This is a genomic window from Salicibibacter cibi, assembly GCF_016495865.1.
Taxonomy (GTDB): Bacteria; Bacillota; Bacilli; order Bacillales; family Marinococcaceae; genus Salicibibacter; species Salicibibacter cibi.
Map to the genome: position 1 here is coordinate 823992 of NZ_CP054706.1, position 18151 is coordinate 842142.

Here is an 18151-nt window from a genome sequence, read left to right on the forward strand (position 1 = left end):
GCGGAGGAAAAACACGGAGACTCCTGTGAAAGTGCAGGGCGAAGACCCCGCAGAAAAAAGCGAACTTCTTTTTTCCACTTTAAGAACGTTTAACTTTGTTAAGGGACTTATTTGTCAACCGTATGTTTTAGTGTTGACCCACATTCCTCTATTCTTTTTTAAGCATGAAAGAGAGCAACAAGCCTACAAACGCAAACAAAAAAGCGACAAAAAAAGCATGTGACACACCGTTCAAAAAGTGGAGTGCGTCTGCGGCGTCATCTACCGTAGCTTGTCGGCTGATGAATGAGATAATGAAGGTAAGACCTAACGATCCTCCGAATTGACGGGCCGTATTGATAATCGCCGTGCCGTGGGCGACTAAAGCATCCGGCAATGCGTTGATGCCCGTAGTCATAATCGGCATGTTAATGAGCGCAACGCCACCCATGGCGAACATGAATAAGACCGATACAAACGCAAGAGATGTATGAACATCAAGCAGGAAAAAATAACTGAGCGTAGACGTCGCGATCAGAATAAAACCGATCAGGGCCATGCGTTTTCCGCCGTATTTATCGAACAGCTTCCCTGCCAGGAGCGACATAACTGCGAGGGTCATTGCTCCCGGAAATACCACGATTCCTGCGTACAATGCAGAGTGCTCCTGAACGTTCTGCACATACATTGGCAAGATGGTTTCAATTGAAATTAACAAACTAAAAGAAAGAATGGAAACCATTGCAACCAAGGCGAATATAGGCGTTTTGAGCACACGCAATTCCAGAGTTGGCTGTTCCAAACGGAACTGCCGGATGACGAACAAGATCAGTGTAATGCTCCCGATGCCGATCATAGCGACTCCTTCTGTATTGAACCCATAAAGAATGCCGCCAAAACCGACGGTTGACAATAGGATAGAAAGAACATCAATCTTTGAATCTCTTCTTTCGGTGACGTTACGCATGAATAGAAACATAAGAATCATAATAGCCACAGCAATCAAAAGCGTTAACAAAAAAATCGCACGCCACTCGAAAGCGTTGACGATAACGCCGGATATAGGCGGGCCGATCGCAGGCGCAACATTAATGACAAGCCCTGCCATCCCCATCGCAAATCCTCGTTTTTCCCTTGGATAAATCAATAAAAGCAAGGTTTGCATGAGCGGCATCAACATGCCGGACCCGGCTCCTTGAAATATGCGCCCTACCATTAGCATTTCAAACGATGGCGCAAGCAACCCAAACAATGTGCCTATGGAAAACAAAAACATCGCACTCATCATTAATGTTCTTGTTTTAAACGTATCGATTAAAAATGCCGTCATTGGAATCAGGATAGCGATCATTAACATATAAATCGTCGTCAAGCCCTGAACTTCACTTGCGTTCACGTCGAATTCAACCATGATTCTAGGGAATGCTGTAATAAGCAAAAACTGCATGAGAACGGATAGGAAAGAACCGGAAAGGGTGATCGCGACGATCAAACGTCGCTGTATTTTTGTTCGCTTGTTTGAATGCATGGGAAGGACTTCCTTTATCAGACTGGTGTAAACTCTTAAAAGTATAACAATGAATGGCGATTATATAGAACTTATACGGCTTCAGAAACGATCCCCAATAGGAAAGGGAGTAGGCTAGAAATGATGATCAATTTGAAGCGACTCATGGAAACGATAAATACGAGTGCTGCGATCGGTGCGACAGAAAACGGCGGTTTATATCGGCTAACCCTGTCAAAGGAAGACACGGAAATGCGCGCTACGTTCGTTCAATGGCTGGAGACGGCAGACCTTCAGGTAACGGTCGATGATTTCGGCAACATCTACGGCAGGCGTGAAGGCACAAAACCTGATCTCTCCCCGTAGTAATCGGATCACACTTGGACACCCAACCGTATGGAGGAAAATACGACGGGGTCATCGGTGTGCTCACGGCATTGGAAGTAATTCGCACGCTGAATGATAAGGACATAAAAACAGAACGTCCGATCGTAATTGTTAATTTTACGAATGAAGAAGGGGCACGTTTCATGCCTCCGTTGCTCGGTTCCGGCGCTGCGCTAGGGGATGTCTCGAAAACAAGTGTCTATGAAACGGTAGATGCCGAGGGAATAAACTTTGAAACGGCATTGCACGAATCCGGTTACCAAGGGAAAGAGGCTCATCGTATAAAGGATGCACATGCATTCATAGAGTTACATATTGAACAGGGACCGGTGCTTGAACAACGCCAAAAGAGCATTGGCATCGTCCAAGGGATTCAAGGTTTGGCTTGGTTGACTGTGCATGTTAAAGGGGAAGCGGATCACGCGGGAACAACCCCCATGTCCGGCCGTAAAGATGCGCTCGTCGCAGCATCTTCCATGGTTACCGCCCTATCCAAGTATGCGTCATCAGTCGAGGAATTGGTGATTACCGTCGGTACGTTGCAAGTCGCGCCAAGTGCACCGAACGTCATTCCAAGTGATGTTACCTTTACCATTGATATGCGCCATCCCGACGACCATATGCGAAAAGGAGTCCCGATGGCCATTCGCAAAATTATATCCGATACGTCGAAAATGTATGATGTTGATTTTACGCTAGAGACGAATGCGCAAACGGAAACGGTTCATTTTCCCGAAAGGATCCGAAACATCCTTTTAGAGGAAACGTCATCGCTTGAATACGAAGCGGAACAATTGTACAGCGGTGCTTCCCACGATGCGAAAAATATGAGCCGGATTGCGGAAACGGGCATGATTTTCGTGCCGAGCGCCAACGGGAAAAGCCATCATGAAGAGGAATATACGAGTGATGCCGACATTGAAAAAGGGGCGAATGTGTTGCTCCGGGCAGCTAAGCGGTTGGCGGACGAAAAATAACGGGAAGAAGAGGTGCCTCACCATATGGCTTATACGATTCGCGAGATGAAGGAAGGGGATGCATACGGCATTGCTTATGTGCATGTGCATAGCTGGCACACGACTTATAAAGGGATCGTCCCCCAAAGTTTCTTGGGCCGCTTACAGGTGTCGGAGCGTGAAAAACATTGGGAAAACCTTCTTACTGAATATCCCCGGAAGTCTAACTATGGACTCGTAGCTGTCAATGACCAATCAGAGATTGTCGGTTTTGCCATCTGCGATCAGGCTGATGACAAAGAACCGGCGGAAGGGGAATTAAATGCAATATACATTCTGAAAAACAACCAACAACATGGCATCGGCCGCGCGCTCTTGCGACATGTGCTCGTGAACTTTCACGAGAGAGGGTGGAAGACATTTAAGGTTGTTGCCCTCGCCGATAACCCTTCCTTTCCATTTTATGAAAAACTGAATCCTCATTATTTGCGATTGGATACATGGACGGTGGATGGCGTGGACCTCAAGGAATGGGTGATGACGTTTCATGTAGCCGAAGTTGAACTATTGCTCCAGTGAGCGGATTTTCACATAATTTTTCACAATAAGGATAGATTTTCGGATGACTTCATAAGAGTCTCTTTTTCTAGTCGTTGCAAACAAAATACGGGGATATGACCTAGTATTTCCTCTGTTACAATTCCATTGCAGTTGGTTTAAATTAGCGATTTCCACTTGCTTACTTTTTCATAGCTTGTTAGGATGCTTCTGGGTGGTTGAAAGGCTTTCGCCCATTAATTACCAAGAGGAGGCGTTGATTGGTGCTGAAGTTACAAGCGACAAACAGGCTAAGAAATTATAGTCTGTCTGCTGTAGCCGCAGGGTTTGTTTTCTTTGCCGGACCGATAGCCGCTGATGCGAGTGATTTCGGGGACAAATTACTTACCGATGGCATAGAGAATAGTCACGTCGAAAAGTTGCAGGACCTACTCGTTGAAGAAGGATACTTGCAACAAAATGATGCCAGTGGTGTCTATGACAACTCAACAACCGATGCTGTTACCAATTATCAAGAAGACCAGCAATTACTTGCAGATGGCTTGGCGGGCGTGCAAACGCTCGGTGCACTAAAAGTACTCGGAAAAGGTGACGAAAATGAACTCGTTACCGATTTGCAAGGAACGCTACAGGATTCCGGTCATTATAACGGTTCAGTAGATGGATATTTTGATGGCGAAACGCACGATTCCGTTAAATCATTCCAGTCCGATGCTGATATTGCAGTCGATGGATTGGCCGGCCCTGAAACGTTTGGAGCGTTATACTACGGAAACTCCGAAGCAGTAGAAGAGGATGCTTCAGAGGATGAGGCCACTGAAGACAAAGCAACGGAAGAAGAACCTGTAGAAGATGAAGCTACAGAGGACAAAGCAACGGAAGAAGAAGCTGTAGAGGAAGAAGCTACAGAGGATGAAGCAACGGAAGAAGAACCTGTAGAGGAAGAAGCTACAGAGGATGAAGCAACAGAAGAAGAACCTGTAGAGGAAGAAGCTACAGAGGATGAAGCAACGGAAGAAGACGCAGTAGAAGATGAAGCAGCAGAAGAAGAAGGAACAGAAGAAGAACCTGTAGAGGAAGAAGCTACAGAGGATGAAGAAGCAACAGAAGAAGACGCAGTAGAAGATGAAGCTACCGAAGAAGAAGGAACAGAAGAAGAACCTGTAGAAGAAGAAGCTGCCGAAGAAGAAGGAACAGAAGAAGACGCAGTAGAAGATGAAGGAACCGAAGAAGAAGCAACGGAAGAAGAACCTGTAGAGGAAGAAGCTACAGAAGAAGAAGATGAAGACGTAGGAACCGAAAGTAATGGGACTTCTTCCGATGTGGAAGGCGAAACGTACACAATGGACGCTACCGCTTACACTGCAAATTGTGATGGCTGTAGCGGCGTTACAGCAACAGGTATTGATCTCAACAACGATCGTGACGCAAACGTTGTAGCGGTTGACCCTAATGTCATCCCACTTGGCTCCACTGTCCATGTTGAAGGATATGGCGAAGCCGTTGCAGGTGACACAGGCGGAGCCATCACTGGCGAAAGTATCGATCTTCATGTTCCAACACAAGAAGAAGCCGAACAGTTTGGCCGTCAAAGTGTTGAAGTTACCGTGCTAGATTAAGAATATATATGATCCCTTGCTACTCTGATAGCAGGGGATTTTTCTATGGTAGGTAAGAAAGTATAAATCAACTTTCTTACCTACATAGGGACTGCTGAATAACGGAAAAAGACTGGAACATAAGCATTTTCCGTTGGTGTTGTCAAAGTTAGCGGAAACTCCAACCTAATCCCTAAAATGGGAATGAATGCCCCGTTGCGAAACCCATGGAAAGAAGAAAATGATGATGAACTTATCGTGTTTTGTTGCACTCGCGGACTCATGTGGCTCCGAGGCATCGATAAGAGTCCACTAAACCTAAATCTACGGACTCGTGTGGCTCCGAAGCATCGATAAGAGTCCACTAAACCTAAATCTGCGGACTCGTGTGGCTCCGAAGCATCGATAAGAGTCCACTAAACCTAAATCTGAGGACTCAAATGACTCCCAATCAGCGAATAGAGTCCGCTAAACTCAATCCTGAGGACTCATATATCTTCCGTGCAACACAAAGAGTCTTCAAAGCTCAATCTCGAGAGCTAATCTGATATGAGGCACATGCCGAAGGGCTTTTTACGCTTTGGGGTCGGATGTCTCCACATCGGTCATTCGTCAGCACTGCCCCTTTTTGTCTGCCATTTGCCCTTCTTGGCCGAAGATGTTACGTTAAAGGCAAAGCAAAACGGAGGGCACTTAATCATGACAGTGAAAGAATTGGAAGATGAATTAAAGCTATTAAAATCGGATTATGTTCGTATTCAAGGTGACGTGGAAAAAATGGAATCCATTGGCGGGAATGTACGCCCAGTGGTGCGTCAGCTCCGTCAATTGGAGGAAGAGATCAGTCGTGTTCGTCAACAGTTAAAAGAATCGAAACAATAACCTAAGTAATTTTGTTCATGCTCATGGGTTCCCTTTTGATGAAGGGAGCTCGTATTTTTTGCGCGGAAGACTGGAGAGAATGCTGATGCTGCAAAAGCTATTTCAACTACGGGAACATGATACAACGATCAAACAAGAATTGGTCGCCGGCATAACGATCTTTTTTGCAGCGGCGCACATCATTATCGTCAATCCAACGATTTTAGCTGACAGCGGCATTCCTTTTCAATATGCCATGATCGCGACGGTCCTTGTCACTGTCATTGGCAGTTTGCTAATGGGATTATATGCGAATGTGCCTCTAGCGCTCGCGCCGGGGATGGGGATTAACGCTTTTTTTGTGTATACGCTCGTCCAAGGATATGACTTAAGCTGGCAAATGGGGCTTGCCGTTGTCATTGTGTCAGGTGTGCTCCTCATGGTTGCCACGTTTACGCCGCTCGCAGCCAGGCTGTCCGATGCTGTGCCGGCATCGTTAAAATACAGCATCAGCGCGGGGATTGGCTTGTTGCTTGTAATGATTGGTTTACAAATGGGCGAAGTAATTGTAGCGGACGCTGAAACGTTAATCAGCCTCGCTCCGATTGATTCTCCATCACTCGCATTTACGATTTTTGGCTTATTGCTTATCTTAATTCTTTATGTAAAAAAAGTAAGAGGCGCGTTTGTGATCGGTCTTTTGTTAACAACAGCGGTCATTTATATAACCGGATTCGGCGGAGAACCGGAGAGTGAGCCACCGGATTTGGGCGGATACCTTGGGATTTTTAGCGCAGCTGATTTTGGCGGGCTATTGCACGCCCCATTTTGGATGGCTGTTTTTTCATTAACGCTGCTGGTTCTTTTTGACACGTTAGGGCTTGTGCACGGACTCGTCCCATACAATAAAGACGTCAGTAAGGTGTATAAAACAAGCGCGATCAACGCTGGGGTCAGCGGTTTGTTTGGCACTTCGCCAACGGTGCTAGTCGTCGAGAGCGCGGCCGGAGTCGCCGAAGGGGGAAAAACAGGATTGACCGCTGTGACCGCCGGTTTTCTTTTCTTGACAAGCTTCGCGGTAATGCCGTTTATTTCTGCTATTCCGGAGGCGGCGATCGCGCCGATTTTAATGATCGTCGGTATGTCGATGGCGGAAAAATTGCGCGATATCCCGGGGGATTTTACAGAATGGTTTCCCGCTGGGTTAACGGCGATTCTCATTCCGCTCACCTACTCGATTATCGATGGATTGGCCGCCGGTTTTATTCTCTATCCGCTTTTAAAATGGGCGACGGGCCGTCGAAGTGAAGTGCACCCTTATCAATATGTGATCGCGTTGTTGTTTATTTGTAATTATGTTCTATTGGTTATATAGGAGAAAAGAAACATTCGATCACGTGAACGGATGAGAGGTTCGGGCATAGCAAACGTGCCGAGCGCATAAACCAATAGACGAACATTATTGCGGGGTACCCAAAATGTATGTTTCAATTGCTTTTGCCACGCCATCTTCATCATTGTCGGCAGTTTCCATATCGGCGTATTGTTTTACGTCTGTTTCTGCGTTGCCCATTGCGATGCTGAGACCGGCTGTTTCAAACATGGATAAATCATTATAATTATCGCCGATCGCGATCGTGTTTTCGGGAGCGATGCCCAGCTTCTTTGCCATAAACGTCAATCCGCTGCCTTTCTCGGCATCAAAAGGCATGAGTTCAATGTTGTCCCTGCCCGAAGATGTCAGTGCAATGCTCGGATTTGATTTCCAAGCGGCGCGAATGGTTTGTAATTTTTGAGGGAATAGGGATAAAACGAGAAATTTATAAGCGGTAAAATCATAACTTGGGATATCTTCGGGGGCCGGAAGCATCTTAACCCCCATATTATTGAGCTGGCGATCGGCCTGATCCCGTATGATGGCTGCCATTTTCCCGCCGTCGTTTTTTTCGTGGGCATACGCGTTAAGATCATCCAAAAAGAACTGGTAGGTGTCGTCCGCCGTATAAAGCCCTGCGGACGTAGCCAGATGAAAATAAAAATGCCGTTCGTGCAGCCAGGATGCAATATCGGTGGCAACGTGAAGGCCAAGGTGTTTTTCCGTCAAAATATGGCTTTTGTGGTCGGCGATCATTGCACCGTTTGCGCAAATATAACCGTCGGCCGGGATGCCGGCGGTTGTGACAATGTTTTTTGCGTCTTGCAAGGTGCGGCCGGTTGCTATGATGAAGGCGTGTCCCTGACGTTGTAAATGCTGAACCGCGGAAACCGTGCGATCACTGATCTCTTTCTCTGTATGTAATAATGTTCCGTCCATGTCGATCGCTACTAACTTCACCGTTACCACCTACTTTATCTGAGGATACCATTATTATTCTACAACAGTCCGGGTTGGAAGAAAAGGAAATGTTATTGAGAGTGAAAAAGGACGGTTTTGTATGGACAAGGGAAAGGTAAAAGGGATCTTCGTCGGCATTGCTGTGATCGTGATCGTTTATTTGGCCTCGCAAGTCGGCGATGCCTGGAGTCCGGCACGTCTTCGTGATTATATAGAAGGATTTGGGATTTTTGCGCCACTGTTATTTCTTCTTCTCAGCGGATTGCGCCCCGTCTTTTTTGCTCCGGCTTCCGTTGTTGGTTTTGTCGGCGGGCTGCTTTTTGGCCTGTGGGGCGGAGTGGTACTCACCATCATCGGTTCGCTCTTTGCTGCTGCTTTGGGCTATTTTATGGCGCAGTATCTCGGGGGCCGTTGGATCGAAAAAAAGATGCAGGGCGGGAGGTTGCTCGAATTTAGAAACCAGCTGTTGCGCTATGGGTTTTACTATGTGTTATTTTTACGACTCATCCCGATGCTCAGCTTTGATCTGATCAGTTATGTTTGCGGATTCGCGCAGACACCTTTTCTTAAATATATTACAGCGACAGCAATCGGCATTTTGCCAGGGGCCATGGCTTTTACCTTAATGGGGAGTAGTGTTGCCGCCGGGGATACGGAAGTATTGCTGCTCATTTTTGGGATTGCGTTGGTTTTGCTTATTGCCGGTTTGCTCTATTATTATGTTGTCAAACGACGTGCCTGCAATATATAAAAAAATCGTGTTATTGTAAAAAAATCTCGAAAAGCGGAGTTGAACGCATATCTTTTTGCTAAAATGGATATAGATTATTGAGTTACAAAAAGGAGGGCACCAACATGAACAAGAAATGGTTGTATTCTTTGCTTTCCGTTGTATTCGCGGTAGGAATGCTCGCAGCGTGTAATGGAGATATGGATGATGATCCCGGTATGCCTGAAGAAGGCGACGACATGGGTGAAGAAGGAGATATTTAAAACTTGACATATGAGCGCTGGCTTATGAATGAAGCCGGTGCTTATTTTTTTAACACGATCGATATTGTTTTTAATGAAATGTAGTCTTATTTTCATTGTCTTGAAATCTTCGAAAAGCTCCTGTAAATATCTTTCGCAATCTTTCTATCGGTGCCAACATTTGGACCATGGTATAATCTTCCCTCCCCTTTTCATGGGCGTTTTGCGTTGCCATAATGCGTACAGGAGGTGCTTATGCATGAAAAAATATTTATTAGCATTATCAGCTTTTTTACTCGTTCCGGCGGGAGCGATGGCAGAGGAAGAGGATGTCAGATACATAGAGGGAGATGATCATAGATCGATAGCCGTTTTCGGTTATGCCGGAAGCTTTAACGTCTCCGGCGAAGATTGGGATACGGTAGAAGATAAGTTCGAAGTCATTAGTGAGGAGCTCGATCTTCAATCCCCGGAAGACGTAGATGAAGAGCAAGAAGACCAAGACAAACCTGCAGATGAAACTGATGAAGAGAATGAGAAAGAAGAGGGCCAACCGGAAGAAGAACCGTCTGAAGAAGAACAACCGGAGCAAGAGCAGTCGGAAGAAAACAATGAAGAAGAAGGAAATGACGACGAGCAAGAACATGGCGACGGTCAAGTTGATGAACAAGACAATGAGCAAAATAATGATCAAAACTTCGAAACGGAAAGTGAATTTGAGCAAGAAGTTGTTCGCTTGACGAATGAAGAAAGAGAAGATCAAGGTCTTCAGCCGTTGGAAGCGCACAGCGATCTTTCCGATGTAGCCCGTGTAAAATCTGAAGATATGCGCGACAGCGATTATTTTTCCCACGACAGCCCGAATTACGGATCGCCATTTGATATGATGGATGAGTTCGGCATTGATTATATGGGTGCAGGTGAAAATATTGCCGCCGGCCAGCAATCCCCTGAACAGGTCGTTGAAGGTTGGATGAATTCGGATGGGCACCGCGACAATATTCTTAATGAAGACTTTACACACATCGGTATCGGCCATGTTGCAGGTGGCAGCTACGGCGATTATTGGACGCAAATGTTCATAACCGAATAGGAAAACATGCCATGAAACAGGGGAACTCCATGGAGTTCCCCTGTTGTTTTTATGGAGATTTAAAGGGGAATAACATAAAAAAGGATCGCGAAAAAGTGGGCAGCGGAACCGGCAATGACAAATACGTGCCAAATGGCGTGATGATAAGGAAAGCGGCCCCATAGATAAAAAAATGCGCCTGTCGTGTAGAACACACCACCGATGGCGAGTAACACTAATCCTCCCGTTGGAACTACAGCGGCAAGGGGTCCCCACGCAATAACGATCATCCAGCCCATTCCAATATAAACGAGCGTAGACAACACCCGGAAGCGCCTAACAAAAAAGACTTTAAATACAATCCCTGTGATTGCCAGCCCCCATATGACGAAAAACAATGTCCAACTTATAGCTCCTTCCAGTACATGAAAAAGGAAAGGAGTATACGTTCCGGCAATAAACAAGTAGATCGAAGAATGGTCGAGTATTTCAAATAGGTTTTTGGCTTTCCCTTTCGGAAAACTATGTACCAACGTAGAGCATACATAGAGCAATAACATTGTGGCACCGAAAATGGAAACACTGACGATGTGTAAAGGGGTGCCGATGTGTGTTGCGTATGCAATTAACAGCACAAGTGCCGCGATGCTTAGAAGGCTTCCGATCCCATGGGTGACGGCGTTTGCTATCTCTTCTTTTTTGGTAAAAATTTTGGAATGATCAAGCAAAATCCGCGTCCTCCCTTTTTTCAGTTCTGTCCTTATTATAACGAAAGATAAGACGAATGTGAAAAGGATGAGATGGTACGGAAAACAACAGGGCACATAGGAGCGGGAAATGCTCCCGTACCCGATTTTCCTAACTACAATAGAATGAATAAATGTTTAACGCGAAAAGGCGAGCTCAGCCTCCTCGGAAAAAAAGACGTTCGCTTTTTTCCTGCGGGGTCTTCGCCCTGCGCTTTCCCACAGGAGTCTACGAGTTTTTCCTTCGCTCGCTAATGGTGCTACCATATTTAATCACGAATATCAACCATTGATTTTAGTGTTGACCCTGTTTTTTTCAAGATAAAAAAACCGGGGACGATATTACATCCCCGATTCTCGGTTCCAAGTATAACATTTAACGTGCAAAGACGTGATCCCCGATTGAAATTGTCTCATCTCTTGTGGCATTCCAATGGTTTGATGCTTCTGCAGGATTGTAGAAGTAAGTGGACCCTTGTCCTTGCCCGTCAAAGACGATCGCTTCGCGAGCGGCTCGTTTCGATTCTTCGTCAGCCGGCTGATCGATCGTTCCGTCAAGGACAGGGCTAAACTGGTAACTCCCGCTTTCAACTTCATAGACAACCTCATGGATGGAATCCGGAAAGTTATCCGCAGCCACGCGGTTAAGCACAACGGTTCCAACGCCTACTTTTCCATCATAAGGCTCCCCATTTGCCTCAGCCTGAATGATACGGGCGAGAAGCGCTTCTTCTTCGGCTGAAACGGATTCTGGAATGTCCAGTTGTTCTCCCGGAGAGACGGCATCTTCGGATTTTCCGTTTGTTTCTTTAATGTCCTCGGTAGCAACGCCATGGTCTAATCCGATCGACCAAAGCGATTCTCCCTCGTTGACTTCGTGCGTATCGGCATTGGCCTCCGATACGCTTGTAAAAGCAAAAAATGCGGCGAGCGGCAAAGCCGCCAATTTTAATCGTTTCATAGATTTATGTACCTCCTCTATCAATATGTGCAATATTAAGGTAACAAGGAACGAGGACTATTGCATCAGGTAATGAATCCCAATTACACAAAATGACAAAAGAAAGGTTGTTTCAATAGGAAAGACCTATATTTTTAACATTTGCGTTACAAAGGCTTGTAACATTAAACAGCAAAAAAAACCGGCATAATACCGATTTTTATTCATTTATTTCATCATAAGTATCCAAACTATCATCCGGAGTGTAAGGCTCCGAAGTATCAATGTGTCCGAATAGTGATTCCTGTATTTCTCCGTCGAGAAGAAATTGGGTTGAGTCATATCCAAACTGAGCCATAATGTGCGCTACTTGGTCTAAGAAGGCTGTTTCCGCAGAAGAACCGAAATTGGCATCGGTGATTTCCGGAGAGAATGATATGTGTGCAATGCTATCTTGATCATCTACGTATTGAACGTCCACGCCCTCATCGGTGAGGGATGTCAATTCGTCATTTTCCGGCCCGCTCAACCATTCTTCCACTGCGGAAGCGGGCAATTCTTCCGTGGATGCAGCAGTCACTGTTCGAGTTTCCCGATACATGTTCAACGCTTCTTCATCATAGAAAAGAAAATCGACTTCTTCCGTGGCTGTGCCGTCTTCATTTTCCTCTTCTATGTCATCTTCTGCGGTTCCTTCTTCTTCTGTTTCATTTTCCGAATCATCTGTTTCCTCATCCGTTTCAGCAGGCAGTTCCTGATCATTGTCGCTTGCTGAATCGTCATCTGCATTGTTGCATGCGCCGACTGTCATCGCCATAGCAGCGGTAACAACAAAGATGATTGGTCGTTTCATTTTTTATTCTCCTCCCCAGTACAACTAAAATGTAGCCACTTTAGTTTAAGAAACCCCCTCTTGTTTGTCAAAACTTTAATGAGGCTCTAGCAGGACGATGAATCCGTGCTATAATGGCGTAGACTGCTAATTTTGAATGTCAAAAAATGATGATAAACAATATGAAAAATTGTAACGCTTCCGGCTAAAAAACGACTGTTAGGGGGAACGGAAGTGGCTGATCGTACGTTTGACCGTCTTTATGAAGAATATCACCAATCCATATATCAATTTATTTATTACATGATACGGGATCGAAATGTAGCCGAAGAACTTGTGCAAGACGTCTATATAAAAGTTTTGGGATCGTACGAAAATTTTGATGGAAAGAGTAATGAAAAAACATGGTTATTTTCAATAGCGAAACATTTGGCGATTGATTATATTCGAAAAGAAAACCGACAAAAAAGAAAATGGTTTGGGACAATCGTGTCGAACGAAAAAATTGACACCCACGATCCTGATCCTTTGCCTGAAGAAATTGCGGTGAAGAAGGCTGAAGTTCAGGTCGTTTATGAAGCCCTTGGCACTTGTTCACTCGCTCATCGTCAAGTGCTGATTCTTCGTTTTATCCAGTCATTATCCGTTAAGGAGACAGCCGAATCGTTAGGGTGGTCCGAGAGCAAGGTTAAAACAACCCAACACAGGGCCATTCAACAGCTTAGAAAGACTTTGAACACAGATGAAAGGGAGGAGGGAAACCTTGAGACGCAATCATCGCGAAGACGAAATCGAACGTAATTTAAAGGCGCTTGATGGAATCAAAGATACACGCAGCAAAGAGGAGATTTATCGCAATATCCAGCTGAAAATGAACGAACGCAAGCAGCCGGTTCGTCGATTCAGAAAGCCGGTTGTATGGGGACTGTCGTCAGCTGCCGTCGTCGTATTGACGGTGATTGTTGTCTCCCAGGGCCCTTCCCCATCCTCCCAAGGAGAATTCGGCACTGAGCCAACAACGGAACGTGAAGAAGATAGCTCTGCAATGGATGAAGAGGATGGAGACGCCGAAGAAGATATGGAAGACGAGCAGGATGAACAGGAAGAGACCGTCATTGAAGAAGATGGAGAAGAAATACAAGAAGGGGTTCGAGAAGAAGACGTACAACCTCCGGTCGATAGCAATGGAGAGGAAGGTGAGCAAGAGGAAGACACGGAAGAGGAAAATATAGAAGAGGATTCCATTGATCGAAGGGTAGTGGAAATGGATGAAGTATATGCTGACGTTGATTACCGGTCTGCGGCTTCTCAAAACGAACAACAACTCCTTGCTTTGCCATTTTTAGCTCCCGACAATGAAACGATCGTGCCCATTACCGTTGATCATTCCGGAGATGCAGAGGAGAACGGCGCCGACGAGATGCTCGATCGTATAGATCCGAATGCACTTGGGTTGCAAGCGTCTCCGTTACTGGACATTGAAGAACAGGAGCAGGAAGATGTGAAAATCCGTGAAGGATTAGAGGAAATTGCCCGCTTCGATATAGAGCAACCTTGGCCGTCCGAATGGGAGGATTGGTTCCAACAGGAAGATGCTGACTTCGAAGCATCCGCTGGATACTATGTTTTTCAGGCCGGTGAAGGAAATGCTTATCTTGTAACCGGGCAAAGCTTGGATATGGAAGATGCCTCCGATGAGAACCTGGAAGAAACGTTACAGCGGATGGAAACGGAAGAAAATGAATATGTCGAGTCGGTGATCCCTCCCTATGTTGAACTGGACAACGTGGATGAACGTGACGAAGAAAGTGTTTTGTTATCATATTCCGGTCTGGATGAATGGAGCGAAAATGATGAAACACAATTATTGATGTTTGTCGAAGGCGTTTTATTGACGGCCGCTGATTTTGGCTATCATGATGTCGAATTTGATGGGGATATGGACGAAATCGAACAGATCGGACCGTATGATTTAAGCGAAACCATCGATCCGCCCGCCTCTCCAAACTATATCGGAGAAATAGCAAATTAATGCCGGAAACCCGTGGGGGCTTCCGGCAGAGGACCTATACAAAATCCGATGCGCTTTCCATTGCATTTACGGAGCCTGCGCCTTGTGTGTTTTCGTCAAGCCCCATATCTTCTGCTCCTTCGAGCAATCTTGTTTTGATGTCGTCCGGTTCCCAGTCACTGTTTAATTCCAACAGTTGAGCACAAATGCCGGCAACGATCGGTGTGGCCATCGATGTACCGGACATGGCAGTGTAATGATTATCGACCCTGCTGGATTTTGTTACTTTATCGAGAAATGAACGCGGAGATCGAACGGCAACAACATCGACGCCCGGCGCAAGGATGTCCGGTTTCGTTTCTCCATCGATCGTTGGTCCGCGGCTGGAAAAACCGGCAACCGTATCATCGGCGCGCTCCGGAGTGTTTTGATCGTCGAGGGCACCTACGGTAATAATCTGTGGACTAATGCCAGGAGAAGAAATAGTGCCGGAACTCGACCCTTCATTCCCGGCGGCAGCAACAACGACCATCCCTTCGTTCCAGGCTTCGTTCACTGCCTCCACAACCGGATCATCATCGGCAGGTTCAGAGGCCGGGCTTCCCAAGGAAAGAGATAGAATATCAATATTGTATTCTTCTTTATTTTCCAGGCACCAATCAATACCGGCAATGATGTTTGATAATGGACCGGCTCCTGATCTGTTAAGCACTTTAACACCCGCAATATTCGCATTCGGCGCCGGGGCTACGTATTTCCCGTCGGATAGATACCCATTCCCGGCCGCGTCCCCTGCGCAATGTGTGCCGTGGCCGTTATCATCGTATGGTTCGGTACGATCGTTGATGAAATCTTTAAAAGCTACAATTCGATTTTCCGGTTCGGTGAAATCTTGACTCGGATGCACGCCGGTGTCAAGGATGGCGATTGTTGACCCTTCACCGGTGAGATCGCTTTCTTGCAAAAGGGCGGAACGTGTTGTCTTTGTAGCGGTATTGAGCAATGCGCTTACAGAACGATTTAAATAGATTTTTTCGATATCATCGCAATTATTACATAGTTTTTCGAGTGCTTGAGCTGTTAATATGCCGCTTTGGCATGAAAAACGCGGAAACGATTGCTTCACTTTGCAACGAACATGCTTCTTCGCAATATATTGGAATACGGCGCTCCCGTTTTGATAACAGTCTGAACCACGCTTGAATTTAACGAGGACGGGAAAAGCTTTTGTGCTGCGAATCCAGTGATCTGTCATATTTTGCAGAAAACACGGGGTGAATCGTAACGGTCTGATTGCCCCGATCAATGCATGCCTAAGATGAGTATCTATCAAAGGTCCATATGCACGGGCAATCTTTACGGTAGACAAATGAAACATAGAAAAAGCCCCTTTTCTTTGCTGGTGTTACAAGCACACTATGCTTGTCGTACCAGCACCGGGGCGGTTTTTGTTTAGAGAGAGACAAAAATGATTGATTTGTTTATGCTTGGCATCGGCGGGAATTTGCCCGCTTATTAGATGTTCTAACTAAAAGAGGTTTGCCAAAACACCTGCAATGACGAGAATAATGAAGATGATCCCCAATGTGTTAGCGATCAACGAGCCATTGATTCGAGGCTTTCGTTGTTTGTTCCAGCGGGTAGGATCAAATTGAGGTGAACCATCGCCATCCTTCGGCGGCCTGAACCGTTGATAAGGGATGAACGGCCGGGCGTTTTTTAAGAACGGCGAAGCAAAGGCCATCCCTGCTAATGCACCGATAAGGTGTGCCAAAATATTGATGCCGGGCGTTAAAAACGTCATGATAATACCGATGAAGAGAATAATGGTAACAATTTGTCGGCTTTGGGGGTCAATTAGCTCTTTTCGAAACAGCATCATATAAACATATAACCCGAGTAGTCCGTAAATCGCGCCGGAAGCACCAACATGGCGATAAGAAAGATCCTCCAACAGAAACGTGGCCACGTTCGCCGTAACCCCCGTTAGAAAATAAAAAGCAACAAACTTTACTTTTCCCAACATTTGTTCGAGTGCAGGTCCGAACAAAAAAAGGGCAAATGAATTAAACAACACATGTTGCAACCCCAGATGCAAAAGAATCGGTGTAAACAGCCGCCACCACTCACCGGCGAAGATCGCGGCGTTAAAACCGACGAAGTAATATTCAACAAAAAGACCGGGAGGAAATATCCCCCACTGACCGAGTGTTACAACGAGAAACAAAATTAAATGTATGCTGAGCAATGTCGTAATAACCGGATAATTACGCGTAAATGAATAAAATGATTCATTACGGACGAACATTAGACCACCCTTTCCAAAGAGCTGTTTCCGACGCTTCCTAATATTCTACCATATGACGATAGGCATGATCGAATGAGAAAGAGAACATGAGGAGGAGCAGAAATGATTGTAGGTACCGGCATCGATATTGCGGAATGTAAAAGAATCGAAGCGGTCATTTCAAGACAATCACGTTTAATAACAAGAATTTTAACAGCGGAAGAGCAAAAAAGGTTGGAGGAAATGACCGATCGCCGAAAAATAGAATTTATCACCGGAAGATTCGCGATTAAAGAGGCATTCGCAAAGGCGAATGGAAGCGGGATCGGTGAAGCGATAAACTGGAAAGACGTGGAGGTTTTTCATACAGAAAGCGGAGCACCCCTGCTTATTTGTCCGAAGCTCGATGATTCGATCCGCGTGCACGCCTCCATTTCTCATTCCCGTGACTACGCAATCGGGCAAGTCATCTTGGAAAAATCGTAGGTTAGACTATATCAGCCAAAGGCAATTAGCGCACATTAGGGCACCACAATCATTGGGTGACGACGATATATTAGGCGCGTTGTCATTTTTACGCAGCAACGATGGACGGCCACTCATTTCAAGCGTTTTGTAATAGATCGGTGCAAACCCCTCTATATTTTCCGCATTTAATGCTTCGCTTGCAGACGAGCCGGCATAAGTGCTTAGGTTGTCTCATATGATGTATTGCGGTTAGGAGGGGCCTGTCGTGTAGGTGGAAAGGGACGGAAATGACAAAATGTTGTTTCTCTGAATGTCTTGGATTGCGGGGTGCTGCCATCATGGGTGATGGATAATAAGGAGTAATAAATGGAATATTGGCCGTGAGTCTTAGCTATCTCCTGGCAGGTAAGAAAGTATAAATCAACTTTCTTACCTGCATAAGTGCAACTAAGGCTTTTCGCGATAAAAGCTTGGTGAAAAGCCTAGTTTTCTCATACCCATTGTGGCAAGACGGTAGTTGCTTTCGTGCCATCACGTCGGTTTCCCGTGACAAAATAGGATCGGCCTTGCGATGGTGAGAAAGCAATGTCACCCACTAAGAGAATTCACCCCCACCACTTGCATTATCGATCTTTAAACAGC

The 18151-nt window shown here is 45.8% G+C and carries 19 protein-coding genes; 12 read left to right on the top strand and 7 right to left on the bottom strand.

Annotated features, from left to right (window positions below; all coding sequences use genetic code 11):
* Positions 1 to 148: 148 nt before the first annotated feature.
* On the bottom strand, positions 149 to 1507 hold the full coding sequence (locus HUG20_RS04040; protein WP_200088373.1) for a DHA2 family efflux MFS transporter permease subunit: 1359 nt from the start codon (positions 1505 to 1507) through the stop codon (positions 149 to 151).
* A 120-nt stretch (positions 1508 to 1627) separates the two neighbouring features.
* On the opposite strand from HUG20_RS04040, the gene HUG20_RS19075 reads away from it, so the two are divergent.
* The 6 genes from HUG20_RS19075 to HUG20_RS04065 all read left to right on the top strand — a co-directional run bounded on the left by HUG20_RS19075 (position 1628) and on the right by HUG20_RS04065 (position 7221).
* On the top strand, positions 1628 to 1852 hold the full coding sequence (locus HUG20_RS19075; RefSeq protein WP_246476530.1) for a hypothetical protein: 225 nt from the start codon (positions 1628 to 1630) through the stop codon (positions 1850 to 1852).
* A gap of 14 nt (positions 1853 to 1866) precedes the next feature.
* A complete protein-coding gene (locus HUG20_RS04045; RefSeq protein WP_246476531.1) occupies positions 1867 to 2850 on the top strand; it encodes a M20 family metallo-hydrolase in 984 nt (327 codons plus the stop codon).
* Positions 2851 to 2874: 24 nt separating this feature from the next.
* Positions 2875 to 3408 carry a GNAT family N-acetyltransferase gene (locus HUG20_RS04050; RefSeq protein ID WP_200088375.1) on the top strand — a complete coding sequence of 178 codons (534 nt, stop codon included), beginning with the start codon at positions 2875 to 2877 and terminating at the stop codon, positions 3406 to 3408.
* Between the two features lie 242 nt (positions 3409 to 3650).
* Entirely contained in the window at positions 3651 to 5006 is a 1356-nt protein-coding gene (locus HUG20_RS04055; protein WP_200088383.1) for a peptidoglycan-binding domain-containing protein, read from the top strand.
* 678 nt (positions 5007 to 5684) lie between these two features.
* A complete protein-coding gene (locus tag HUG20_RS04060) occupies positions 5685 to 5867 on the top strand; it encodes an SE1832 family protein (RefSeq protein WP_200088385.1) in 183 nt (60 codons plus the stop codon).
* Between the two features lie 85 nt (positions 5868 to 5952).
* Positions 5953 to 7221 (top strand): NCS2 family permease, encoded by a 1269-nt coding sequence (locus HUG20_RS04065; RefSeq protein WP_200088387.1) that lies wholly within the window; start codon positions 5953 to 5955, stop codon positions 7219 to 7221.
* A gap of 84 nt (positions 7222 to 7305) precedes the next feature.
* Here HUG20_RS04065 and HUG20_RS04070 read toward each other — a convergent pair whose 3' ends face one another.
* On the bottom strand, positions 7306 to 8181 hold the full coding sequence (locus HUG20_RS04070; protein ID WP_200088389.1) for a Cof-type HAD-IIB family hydrolase: 876 nt from the start codon (positions 8179 to 8181) through the stop codon (positions 7306 to 7308).
* Between the two features lie 100 nt (positions 8182 to 8281).
* Here HUG20_RS04070 and HUG20_RS04075 point away from each other — a divergent pair, with 100 nt between their 5' ends.
* From HUG20_RS04075 to HUG20_RS04085, 3 genes are all read left to right on the top strand, one after another.
* Positions 8282 to 8932, top strand: coding sequence for a TVP38/TMEM64 family protein (locus HUG20_RS04075; protein ID WP_200088391.1), 651 nt, complete (start codon positions 8282 to 8284; stop codon positions 8930 to 8932).
* Positions 8933 to 9036: 104 nt separating this feature from the next.
* Positions 9037 to 9174: a hypothetical protein gene (locus tag HUG20_RS04080; RefSeq protein ID WP_200088393.1), complete on the top strand. Its 138-nt coding sequence runs from the start codon at positions 9037 to 9039 to the stop codon at positions 9172 to 9174.
* 238 nt (positions 9175 to 9412) lie between these two features.
* Positions 9413 to 10246 carry a CAP domain-containing protein gene (locus tag HUG20_RS04085; RefSeq protein ID WP_246476532.1) on the top strand — a complete coding sequence of 278 codons (834 nt, stop codon included), beginning with the start codon at positions 9413 to 9415 and terminating at the stop codon, positions 10244 to 10246.
* Positions 10247 to 10305: 59 nt separating this feature from the next.
* Here the strand turns inward: HUG20_RS04085 and trhA are convergent, their stop codons facing one another.
* The 3 genes from trhA to HUG20_RS04100 form a co-directional block, all read right to left on the bottom strand.
* Positions 10306 to 10953 (bottom strand): PAQR family membrane homeostasis protein TrhA, encoded by a 648-nt coding sequence (gene trhA / locus HUG20_RS04090; protein WP_200088395.1) that lies wholly within the window; start codon positions 10951 to 10953, stop codon positions 10306 to 10308.
* Positions 10954 to 11347: 394 nt separating this feature from the next.
* On the bottom strand, positions 11348 to 11932 hold the full coding sequence (locus HUG20_RS04095; RefSeq protein ID WP_200088396.1) for a cell wall hydrolase: 585 nt from the start codon (positions 11930 to 11932) through the stop codon (positions 11348 to 11350).
* Positions 11933 to 12131: 199 nt separating this feature from the next.
* Positions 12132 to 12764, bottom strand: a complete 633-nt coding sequence (locus HUG20_RS04100; protein ID WP_200088398.1) for a GerMN domain-containing protein — start codon at positions 12762 to 12764, stop codon at positions 12132 to 12134.
* A gap of 213 nt (positions 12765 to 12977) precedes the next feature.
* Here HUG20_RS04100 and HUG20_RS04105 point away from each other — a divergent pair, with 213 nt between their 5' ends.
* The gene (locus HUG20_RS04105) at positions 12978 to 13544 is read left to right on the top strand and encodes an RNA polymerase sigma factor SigX (protein WP_200088400.1); all 567 of its coding nucleotides are present in this window, start codon (positions 12978 to 12980) and stop codon (positions 13542 to 13544) included.
* On the top strand, positions 13507 to 14775 hold the full coding sequence (locus HUG20_RS04110; protein ID WP_200088402.1) for a hypothetical protein: 1269 nt from the start codon (positions 13507 to 13509) through the stop codon (positions 14773 to 14775). The genes HUG20_RS04105 and HUG20_RS04110 overlap by 38 nt, the downstream gene beginning before the upstream one ends.
* A gap of 34 nt (positions 14776 to 14809) precedes the next feature.
* Here HUG20_RS04110 and HUG20_RS04115 read toward each other — a convergent pair whose 3' ends face one another.
* Positions 14810 to 16132, bottom strand: coding sequence for a S8 family peptidase (locus HUG20_RS04115; protein ID WP_200088404.1), 1323 nt, complete (start codon positions 16130 to 16132; stop codon positions 14810 to 14812).
* 150 nt (positions 16133 to 16282) lie between these two features.
* The gene (locus HUG20_RS04120) at positions 16283 to 17062 is read right to left on the bottom strand and encodes a rhomboid family intramembrane serine protease (RefSeq protein WP_200088406.1); all 780 of its coding nucleotides are present in this window, start codon (positions 17060 to 17062) and stop codon (positions 16283 to 16285) included.
* A gap of 102 nt (positions 17063 to 17164) precedes the next feature.
* On the opposite strand from HUG20_RS04120, the gene acpS reads away from it, so the two are divergent.
* Positions 17165 to 17527 (top strand): holo-ACP synthase, encoded by a 363-nt coding sequence (acpS, locus tag HUG20_RS04125; RefSeq protein WP_200088408.1) that lies wholly within the window; start codon positions 17165 to 17167, stop codon positions 17525 to 17527.
* The last annotated feature ends 624 nt before the right edge of the window (positions 17528 to 18151 follow it).

Coding starts and splice junctions, on each gene's coding strand:
- HUG20_RS19075 (WP_246476530.1), top strand. CDS start 1,628: ATGATGATCAATTTGAAGCGACTCATGGAAACGATAAATACGAGTGCT.
- HUG20_RS04060 (WP_200088385.1), top strand. CDS start 5,685: ATGACAGTGAAAGAATTGGAAGATGAATTAAAGCTATTAAAATCGGAT.
- HUG20_RS04050 (WP_200088375.1), top strand. CDS start 2,875: ATGGCTTATACGATTCGCGAGATGAAGGAAGGGGATGCATACGGCATT.
- HUG20_RS04115 (WP_200088404.1), bottom strand. CDS start 16,132: ATGTTTCATTTGTCTACCGTAAAGATTGCCCGTGCATATGGACCTTTG.
- HUG20_RS04095 (WP_200088396.1), bottom strand. CDS start 11,932: ATGAAACGATTAAAATTGGCGGCTTTGCCGCTCGCCGCATTTTTTGCT.
- HUG20_RS04080 (WP_200088393.1), top strand. CDS start 9,037: ATGAACAAGAAATGGTTGTATTCTTTGCTTTCCGTTGTATTCGCGGTA.
- HUG20_RS04120 (WP_200088406.1), bottom strand. CDS start 17,062: ATGTTCGTCCGTAATGAATCATTTTATTCATTTACGCGTAATTATCCG.
- HUG20_RS04065 (WP_200088387.1), top strand. CDS start 5,953: ATGCTGCAAAAGCTATTTCAACTACGGGAACATGATACAACGATCAAA.
- HUG20_RS04075 (WP_200088391.1), top strand. CDS start 8,282: ATGGACAAGGGAAAGGTAAAAGGGATCTTCGTCGGCATTGCTGTGATC.
- HUG20_RS04085 (WP_246476532.1), top strand. CDS start 9,413: ATGAAAAAATATTTATTAGCATTATCAGCTTTTTTACTCGTTCCGGCG.
- HUG20_RS04100 (WP_200088398.1), bottom strand. CDS start 12,764: ATGAAACGACCAATCATCTTTGTTGTTACCGCTGCTATGGCGATGACA.
- HUG20_RS04040 (WP_200088373.1), bottom strand. CDS start 1,507: ATGCATTCAAACAAGCGAACAAAAATACAGCGACGTTTGATCGTCGCG.
- acpS (WP_200088408.1), top strand. CDS start 17,165: ATGATTGTAGGTACCGGCATCGATATTGCGGAATGTAAAAGAATCGAA.